General features: G+C 66.0%; 7 protein-coding genes. 2 read left to right on the forward strand and 5 right to left on the reverse strand.

The features are described 5' to 3' along the window. The first annotated feature begins 177 nt into the window (after positions 1 to 177). Positions 178 to 660, forward strand: a complete 483-nt coding sequence (locus ACE026_RS12525; RefSeq protein WP_486039252.1) for a glutathione peroxidase — start codon at positions 178 to 180, stop codon at positions 658 to 660. A 108-nt stretch (positions 661 to 768) separates the two neighbouring features. Here the strand turns inward: ACE026_RS12525 and ACE026_RS12530 are convergent, their stop codons facing one another. From ACE026_RS12530 to ACE026_RS12550, 5 genes are all read right to left on the reverse strand, one after another. Next, on the reverse strand, positions 769 to 1,548 hold the full coding sequence (locus tag ACE026_RS12530) for a ferredoxin--NADP reductase (protein WP_019185907.1): 780 nt from the start codon (positions 1,546 to 1,548) through the stop codon (positions 769 to 771). A gap of 95 nt (positions 1,549 to 1,643) precedes the next feature. Next, the gene (locus tag ACE026_RS12535) at positions 1,644 to 3,515 is read right to left on the reverse strand and encodes an ABC transporter ATP-binding protein (protein ID WP_486039253.1); all 1,872 of its coding nucleotides are present in this window, start codon (positions 3,513 to 3,515) and stop codon (positions 1,644 to 1,646) included. Positions 3,516 to 3,616: 101 nt separating this feature from the next. Further along, positions 3,617 to 5,473, reverse strand: a complete 1,857-nt coding sequence (locus tag ACE026_RS12540) for a sulfatase-like hydrolase/transferase (protein ID WP_486039254.1) — start codon at positions 5,471 to 5,473, stop codon at positions 3,617 to 3,619. A gap of 249 nt (positions 5,474 to 5,722) precedes the next feature. Further along, positions 5,723 to 6,166 carry a carboxymuconolactone decarboxylase family protein gene (locus ACE026_RS12545; protein WP_486039255.1) on the reverse strand — a complete coding sequence of 148 codons (444 nt, stop codon included), beginning with the start codon at positions 6,164 to 6,166 and terminating at the stop codon, positions 5,723 to 5,725. Between the two features lie 36 nt (positions 6,167 to 6,202). After that, positions 6,203 to 7,099: an RNA polymerase sigma-70 factor gene (locus ACE026_RS12550; RefSeq protein ID WP_486039256.1), complete on the reverse strand. Its 897-nt coding sequence runs from the start codon at positions 7,097 to 7,099 to the stop codon at positions 6,203 to 6,205. Between the two features lie 153 nt (positions 7,100 to 7,252). Here ACE026_RS12550 and ACE026_RS12555 point away from each other — a divergent pair, with 153 nt between their 5' ends. After that, positions 7,253 to 8,770, forward strand: coding sequence for a fumarate hydratase (locus ACE026_RS12555; RefSeq protein ID WP_019185911.1), 1,518 nt, complete (start codon positions 7,253 to 7,255; stop codon positions 8,768 to 8,770). The last annotated feature ends 66 nt before the right edge of the window (positions 8,771 to 8,836 follow it).

Here is an 8,836-nt window from a genome sequence, read left to right on the forward strand (position 1 = left end):
GCGCACTACGGCCCCGCCAACCCCCACCCGCCCCGCGCTGGACAGTTGATTGGCGCCTCGAGAAGGAGCGTTGGCCCTGAGTGTGGGGTAGTGCCGGCCGCTGGCCGGCTCCTCAGCCCATCAAGCCGAACACGGTGGGCGAGCTAAGATGAGGTCTTTCCACCGGAATCTGCTGCCATGACCACTGCCTTCGATTTCCCGTTCGTGGACCTGTCGGGTCAGCCGCAGGCGTTGGCGCAGTATCGGGGCAAGGTGTTGCTGCTGGTCAATGTGGCCAGCAAGTGCGGGTTTACGCCGCAGTACGAGGGGCTGGAGGCGCTGTGGCGGGAGTTCGGGCCGCGGGGGCTGGTGGTGGTCGGGTTTCCCTGCGATCAGTTCGGGCACCAGGAGCCGGGCGCTGCGGCGCAGATCGGGGAGTTCTGTTCGTTGACCTATGGGGTCAGTTTCCCGATGTCGGACAAGGTCGAGGTCAACGGTGCCGGCGCTGATCCGCTGTGGCAGTGGCTCAAGGCCGAGAAGGCCGGGGTGTTGGGCACGCGCGGGATCAAGTGGAACTTCAGCAAGTTCCTGGTCGGCCGCGATGGGCAGGTGCTGGCGCGCTACGCGCCGACCGACACGCCCGAATCGCTGCGCGGGGATATCGAGGCGGCGCTGGGCTGAGGCAGTTGCCCGACCACGACGGGCCGTGATCGGGGAGCGCCGGCCACTGGCCGGCTGCTCGTGTTGCATGACCTTGTGGGGTCCAGCCACGCATGGCGCGGCTCTACCTCACTTTTCGACGAAGGCGCGCTCGAACACGTAGTGGCCCGGCGTGCCGATGCGCGGGGAGGTCTGGAAGCCGCGGCTGTCCAGCACGGTGCGCAGGTCGGCCAGCATCTGCGGGCTGCCGCAGATCATGGCGCGGTCGTTTTCCGGATCCAGCGGCGGCAGACCGAGGGTCTTCTGCATCTCGCCGCTTTCCATCAGCGAGGTCAGCCGGCCTTGGTTGGGGAAGGCTTCGCGGGTCACCGCCGGGTAATAGAGCAGCTTGTCGCCGATCATCTCGCCGAGGAATTCGTGCTCGCGCAGTTCCTTTTCGAACAGATCGCGGTAGGCCAGGTCTTTCTCGTAGCGCACGCCGTGGGTGAGGATCACCTTGTCGAAGCGCTCGTAGGTTTCCGGGTCCTTGATCACCGACAGCCACGGCGCCAGGCCGGTGCCGGTGCCAAGCAGGTACAGGTGTTTGCCCGGGTGCAGGTCACTGATCAGCAGGGTGCCGGTGGGCTTCTTGCCGACCAGCACTTTGTCGCCCGGCTTGATGTGCTGCAGGCGCGAGGTCAGCGGGCCGTCCTGCACCTTGATGCTGAAGAACTCCAGGTTTTCTTCCCAGTTGGCACTGGCGATGGAGTACGCGCGCAGCAGCGGGCGCGCCTCGGTTTCCAGGCCGATCATCACGAACTGGCCGTTCTCGAAGCGGAAGCCGCTGTCGCGGGTCGTGGTGAAGCTGAAGTAGGCGTCGGTCCAGTGACGGACCTCAAGCACCGTTTCGGCGCCAAAAGCGGAAGACATGGGGGTGGGGTTCTGGTCGGTTTCGTCGGGTCTAGTTTATCTCAAATGAGATAAATTCTCATTGACTGGCGGGACAGGCCCGCCAGCCGTGGGTTTCAGCGGTAGCCAGCGGCCTGCAGTTCGAACAATTCGGCGTAGCGGCCGCCCTGGGTCATCAGTTCGGCATGGGTGCCGCTGGCCTCGATCCTGCCGCCGGCCAGCACCAGGATGCGGTCGGCCATGCGCACCGAAGAAAAGCGGTGCGAGATCAGCACGGCGGTGCGGTTGTCGGACAGTTCCTTGAAGCGCTGGAACACCTCGAACTCGCTGCGGGCATCCAGGGCCGCGGTCGGTTCATCGAGGATCATCACCTGCGCATCGCGCATGTAGGCGCGGGCGATCGCGATCTTCTGCCATTGCCCGCCGGACAGATCCACGCCCATCTTGAAGCGGCGGCCGATGAGCTGGTCGTAGCCGCCAGGCAGGCCGGCGATCACTTCATCGGCCCTGCCACGGCGCGCGGCATCGCGGATGCGGGCGTCGTCGGTCATCGCCTCGACAAGACCGACGCCGATGTTCTCGCCGGCGCTGAGGTTGTAGCGCACGAAATCCTGGAAGATCACGCCCATGTTGGCGCGCAGGTCATCGAGGTCGTAATCACGCAGGTCGCGGCCATCGAGCAAGATGCGGCCTTCATCGGGGTCGTACAGGCGGGCCAGCAGCTTGACCAGGGTGGTCTTGCCGGCACCGTTCTCGCCGACCAGCGCCAGCACTTCGCCGGCACGCAGTTCGAAATCCAGATGGCGTACCGCCCAGCTTTCGGCATCGGGGTAGCGGAAGCCGACGTTCTCGAAGACGAAGCCCTGGGTGATCGGCTGCGGGATGGCGACGGCGTCCGGGCGCGAATGGATCTCCGGTTCGATCTGGAAGAACGAGAACAGATCGTCCAGGTACAGCGCTTGCCCGGCGACCTGCGAAAAACCGATCAGCAGGCCTTCCAGCAGCTGGCGTAGACGCAGGAAGCTGCCGGCCAGGAAGGTGAGGTCACCGATCGAGAAATCGCCGCGTACGGTGCGCCAGGCGATGTAGGCGTACGCTGCGTAGTAGCCCAGCGTCCCCAGCGCAGCGAGCAGCGTGCCCCAGATCGCGCGCTTGCGGGCCAGGGCGCGGTTGGCCAGATAGAACTTCTCGGCCAGCCGTTTGTAGCGGTCGATCAGGAAGCGATGGAGGTTGAAGATCTTCACCTCCTTGGCGGTTTCCACACTGGCCCCGATCTGGCGCAGGTACTCCAGCTGCCGACGCTCGGGCGTCCACTGGAAATTGAGGCTGTAGCCGGCGGCGTTGAAATGCGATTCGCCGATGAACGCCGGGATCAGGGCCACCGCGAGCAGCAGGATCAACCACGGCGCGTACACGATCAGGCCGACTGCAAGACTGGCCACGGTGATGCTGTCCTGTACCTGGCCGAACAGCTGGCTCATCAGGTTCATGCGGCCCATGGTCTGGCGCCGTGCGCGGTCCAGCTTGTCCTGCAGGTCGGGGTCTTCGAAATCTTCCAGGTCCAGCTCGGCGGCGTGTTCCATCAGGCGCACGCTGGTGACGTTGGTGAACAGCTCCGACAGCAGCGTATCGGCGTAGCTGACCATGCGGCCGAGCAGGTCAGAGGCCATCGCCAGGCCGAACTCGAGGGCGAGCAGGCCCAGCAGCGGATTGAGCAGCCCGCTGGAGAGCGCCTCGCCGAACGGCGGGAAGCCCGCATCGTGCTGGCTGAGCAGTACCGCCGCATCGATGATCAACTTGCCGACGTACAACATCGCCACCGGCAGCAACGCACGGATCACGCGCAGCCCGAGGCTGGCCAGGGTCAGCCCCGGGCTGGTCTGCCAGACTTGGCGCAGGAACGGGGGCAGGTTGCGCATCGCATTGACGCGCTCACGCAGGCTGGGATTCTTCTGGCCAGGTGCACCGGCAGCGGGGGAGGCGGGCATGGGCGGTATTGTGCGCGTCGCACGCGTGGTTTGGAGATGAAGCCTGCCGCGTCGGGTGCCGGTACATGCCATCACGGGCCAGCGGCCGTGTCGCCAACGCCCTAGGGTGTTGGCGTGGTAGTGGGTTGGAGCAGCTGCATCTGATCGATGATGGCGGCGGTGACGGCGGCGGTTGACGTGGTATCCGGGATCTGACGATAGTCGGCATCACGCACCTCGATTCCATAGGGCCGCACCAGCAGCGCCCGAGGGCCGACGCGCACCGCGCGCTGGGTCCATGACTCCACCAGCAACGGGCGCACCGGAGGCAGCGGGCCGAACAGATCCAGCCCTGCCGAATGGTCCGAGGGCGGATTGCTGCAGGCCAACAGGTGGCGCAGCAGCGTTGGTGCGATATCCATGTGGCTGGTCACACCCGGCTCTGTGGCAGCTGCCCGGCCCGGCCACCGGATCGCCATCGGCACACGGGTCTGTACGTCGCTGAAATTCCCGTTGTGGCCCCAATCGTTCTGGCCGAGATCGTTGAAGGACTCGCCATGATCACTGGTGATGATCACCACGGTATCGTCGCTGCGTCCGCTGTCGTCCAGGGCCTGCAGCAGCTGGCCGATCAGGGTGTCGGCCTTGAGCACGGCGTTGCGGTAGCGGTTGAACAACGGTGCGGGGTCGGTGCCGCGATGGGTTTTGAGGTGATCACCGGATCTGGCCTGGGGCAGGAACCGGTGCTCGGCATCGGCCGGAACGGCATAGGGCACATGGGCACTGTCCAGCAGCATGAACCCGAAGAACGGCGTATCGGCGGGCTGCTGGCGCAGTGCAGCGGACAGTTGCTTCACCACATGACGATCACGCAGATCCTGGGCGACATCACTCGGCGCGGTATGCAGCGGCGCGGTGACCTGTGCGAACACGGCCCGGTCCATGCGGGCGCCCTGCAACGAAGCGCCACCATACAGATGGAACTGGTAGCCACGCTGGTCCAGCTGGCGCAGCAGCTCCGGCCCGCGGCGGTGGTGGATCATGGTGTTGGTATGCAGGGCCGGCAGGCCGTAGAACAGCCCGAACAAGCCATGCATCGTGTTGTTGCCGGTGCTGTAGTGCTGCTGTGCCTGCCATCCCTGCTCGGCGAATCGGCTGGCATGGGGCATCTGCGCCGGCGTGAGCATGTCATGACGCAGCGAATCGACCACGATCATCAGCACGTTCATGGGCCGCTCGGGGCGGCACTGCAGCGGTTGGAGCGGGTACTGCAGAGCAGTGCTGCTGGGCTGCCCTGCCAGCTGGCGTTCCATGCTGTCTTCCTGTGCCCAGCCCAGCCTGGCCAGGTGGCGCCGCGCAGTAGCGGTGTGCAGCCAGGGAATGGGGCGCAATCCGGTCATGGCATCGGCTCGGCTGCGCGCGTCGTACCAGATCGCCAGGCCTTGGGTGATCGGTAGCAGGGGGAGCAGCAACCACAGCCAGCGGGCACGCGGGAGCGCGGCAATGCGCCGGTGTTTAAGCCATCGTGCGAACTGCAGCTGCAGCGCGGCCATGCCGGCGAGCAGGGCGCCGGCAGCCAGACAGGAGACGGTGTTCAAGCCGAGCTGTTCCAGCAGCCGCCCGCTGAGCAGCAGGCCGATGACCAGACCATTGAGATGGAAACCGAACTGATGGAAAACCCGGGCATCGATGAGCAGCGCAATCCACCACAGCGTGGTCAGCGTGACCACGCTGGGCAATGCCAGCGTACGCAGTGGCCGGATGTTGCCCAGTAGCCAGCCGGGCAGGCAGCACAGAGCCAGTGCGAGGATCAGTTGGCTTGCCAGTGCCACGGTGACAAACAGCCGCGCGTCGATGGCGGCGGGCCATGTAACGTTCAACAGCACGGGTAGGGCAGACGCGGCCGCGTTGATGAGCAGATACGCGGGCAACCACGCAGTCGGGTGTGGATGAAGCGTTGCGCTGCGCGTGTGGCTCATGCAGTACGGTCCGACCCAAAAGGAGGCCGGACCGTACTGCGAACCGCGGCGCGGTTGAGCTGTTATCTGAACAAGAAATCAGCGCAGTGATTTGGATAGATGCACCCACCGCTTTCTGTCATCAAAGCCCGAGTCCCATGTCAGGAACTACCTTGCCTTGACGCCCCGCGTTGCGTATGTGCGTGCAGGTGCGATTCAGCCACTCCGTGCAAGCGAGCACAGGTGATTCAGCGCGTTCCCGTCATCGAATTACGGCAGTGGCGGCAGCAAACCAGCGCCGAGGCGGTTCCAGGCATTGATCACCGCGATGCCCATGCTGAGGTCACTGATGCCCTTTTCATCGAAGTGCGGCAACAGCGCCTCGTACGCGGCATCCGAAGGCGCTGCGCTGCTCAGCCGGGTCAGTGCCTCGGCCCAGCCCAGCGCGGCACGCTCGCGCGCATCGAAGAAACGACTCTCGTGCCAGGCCGGCAGCGTATCGAGCTTGCGCGGTTCGATCCCTCCCTTGCGCAGGGTGGTGCCGTGCATATCCATGCAGTAGCCACAGCCATTGATCTGCGAGACGCGCAGGAACACCAGCTCCATCAATACAGGATCGATGGAACTGTCATGGACGGCCTTGCTGGTGGCCAGCAGGCCCCTGAAGGCCTCGGCGGCCAGACGGGTGTACGGAACGCGGGGCGAAGCGGACATGTGGGTACTCCATGACGGCCGCAATGGCCGTCTTCATCAGGAGGACGCGCCAGCCTCGCGCGCTGTGACAAGCGCGGTGAGTTTTTCCGGATTGAGCACGCTGAGCACGCGCACGATGCGCCCCGCATCGACCGTGATCATCGTGACGGAGTGCAACAGGTCGCCGGCGAAGCGCAGGATCGCCGGCTCGCCATTGACCTGGCCGAGCCGGGCTGGATGCTGGCCGTTGCGACGGGCGATCGCCCAGTACAGCTGCGCGATGCGTTCGGCACCCAGCAGGGGGCGGATCGCCGCGGTTACGCGGCCGCCACCGTCGGAGATCATCTCGGCATTGGCATCGAGCAGTGCGCGGATCGCCGTCAGGTCGCCCTGCTGCGAGGCGTCCATGAAGCGCGCCAGCAGGTTGCGGTGCTGCGCCGGCGAGACCGCGAAGCGGGGGGCGCCGGTCTGCAGCCGCTGCCGCGCCCGATGGACCAGCTGCCGGCAGTTGGCCGGGGCGTGCTCCAGCAGCGGGGCGATGTCCGGGTAGTCATAGTCGAACACGTCCTTGAGCAGGAAGGCGGCACGCTCGTCCGGCGTGAGCTGCTCCAGCAGCGCCAGGAACGCCACGGAAACCTCGTCGGCCAACGCATGGCGCTGGGCCGGGTCCTGCAGCGGGTCCGGGTCCAGGGTGATCTCCAGTGGCTCGGGCAGCCACGGCCCCACGTACTCCAGGCGCGCGCTGCGCCGGGCGCGCAGCCGGTCCAGTCCCAGCCGGGTGGTGGCGGTGACCAGCCAGCCCTCAGGATCGCGGATCGTGGCGGCATCGGTGCCCTGCCAGCGCAGCCAGGCATCCTGGACGATGTCCTCGGCGTCGCTGCGGCTGCCCAGCAGCCGGTAGGCCAGGGCGAACAGGCGGGGGCGGTGGGTCTGGAAGGTATCGGTCGGGGTCATGCCGGAAGGACGCGGCAGGGCGGGCCGCTGTGACAAGGCTGGGCCGCCACTGTGCACCAAACGGGGCCACCGCGAGCGATTCTCAACGCCGCGGGGCGGTAGTTGTTAAAATCGGCGGTTCAACCCCGCCAGCCTCCAGCAAGCGAGCAAGTCGTGACATCGATCAAGCAGGAAGACCTCATCCAGTCCATCGCCGACGCGCTGCAGTACATCTCGTACTACCACCCGGTCGATTACATCAAGAGCCTCAACGCTGCCTACGAGCGCGAAGAGTCGCCGGCCGCGAAGGAGGCGATGGCCCAGATCCTGATCAACTCGCGCATGTGCGCCGAAGGCCACCGGCCGATCTGCCAGGACACCGGCATCGTCACCGTGTTCCTGGAAATCGGCATGAACGTGCGCTGGGACGACGCCACGATGGGCGTGGAGGACATGGCCAACGAAGGCGTGCGCCGTGCCTACAACTACCCGGACAACAAGCTGCGCGCTTCGGTGCTGGCCGATCCGGCCGGCAAGCGCATCAACACCAAGGACAACACCCCGGGCGTGGTCAACGTCAAGGTGGTGCCGGGTGACACCGTCGAGGTGATCGTCGCGGCCAAGGGCGGCGGTTCGGAAGCCAAGTCCAAGTTCGCCATGCTCAACCCGTCCGATTCGATCGTGGACTGGGTGCTCAAGACCGTGCCGACCATGGGCGCTGGCTGGTGCCCGCCGGGCATGCTCGGCATCGGCATCGGCGGCACCGCCGAGAAGGCGATGCTGCTGGCCAAGGAATCGCTGATGGAGCCGATCGACATCAATGAGCTCAAGGCCCGTGGCGCCTCCAACCGTGCCGAAGAACTGCGTCTGGAACTGTTCGACAAGGTCAACGCGTTGGGCATCGGCGCGCAGGGCCTGGGCGGCCTGACCACCGTGCTGGACATCAAGGTCAAGGATTTCCCCACTCACGCGGCCAACCTGCCGGTGGCGATGATCCCGAACTGCGCGGCCACCCGCCATGCGCACTTCACCCTGGATGGCAGCGGCCCGGTGATGCTGGATCCGCCGTCGCTGGAAGACTGGCCGCAGATCACCTATGACGCCTCCAAGGGCACCCGCGTCGATCTGGATACCATCACCCCGGAAGACGTCGCCAGTTGGAAGCCGGGCCAGACCCTGCTGCTCAACGGCAAGCTGCTGACCGGCCGCGACGCCGCGCACAAGCGCATGGTGGAAATGCTGGACAAGGGCGAGCCGCTGCCGGTCGACCTCAAGGGCCGCTTTATCTACTACGTCGGCCCGGTCGATCCGGTGCGCGACGAAGTGGTGGGTCCGGCCGGCCCGACCACCGCCACCCGCATGGACAAATTCACCCGCCAGGTGCTGGAACAGACCGGCCTGCTGGGCATGGTGGGCAAGGCCGAGCGCGGCCCGGCGGCGATCGAAGCGATCCGTGACAACAAGTCGGCCTACCTGATGGCGGTTGGCGGCTCGGCCTACCTGGTCTCCAAGGCGATCAAGGCGGCCAAGGTGGTCGGCTTTGCGGATCTGGGCATGGAAGCGATCTACGAGTTCACCGTGCAGGACATGCCGGTGACCGTGGCGGTGGATTCCACCGGCGAGTCCGTGCACCAGACCGGCCCGCGCGAATGGCAGGCCCGCATCGGCAAGATTCCGGTCGTCGTCGCCTGAGGCCTCCGGTCGCGGCCACGCGGCAGGTATCGGCCGCGGGTCGGTACGTTGCCGAAACGAAAACGG

Source organism: Stenotrophomonas sp. AGC87, assembly GCF_057333975.1.

Coding starts and splice junctions, on each gene's coding strand:
- ACE026_RS12525 (WP_486039252.1), top strand. CDS start 178: ATGACCACTGCCTTCGATTTCCCGTTCGTGGACCTGTCGGGTCAGCCG.
- ACE026_RS12530 (WP_019185907.1), bottom strand. CDS start 1,548: ATGTCTTCCGCTTTTGGCGCCGAAACGGTGCTTGAGGTCCGTCACTGG.
- ACE026_RS12535 (WP_486039253.1), bottom strand. CDS start 3,515: ATGCCCGCCTCCCCCGCTGCCGGTGCACCTGGCCAGAAGAATCCCAGC.
- ACE026_RS12540 (WP_486039254.1), bottom strand. CDS start 5,473: ATGAGCCACACGCGCAGCGCAACGCTTCATCCACACCCGACTGCGTGG.
- ACE026_RS12545 (WP_486039255.1), bottom strand. CDS start 6,166: ATGTCCGCTTCGCCCCGCGTTCCGTACACCCGTCTGGCCGCCGAGGCC.
- ACE026_RS12550 (WP_486039256.1), bottom strand. CDS start 7,099: ATGACCCCGACCGATACCTTCCAGACCCACCGCCCCCGCCTGTTCGCC.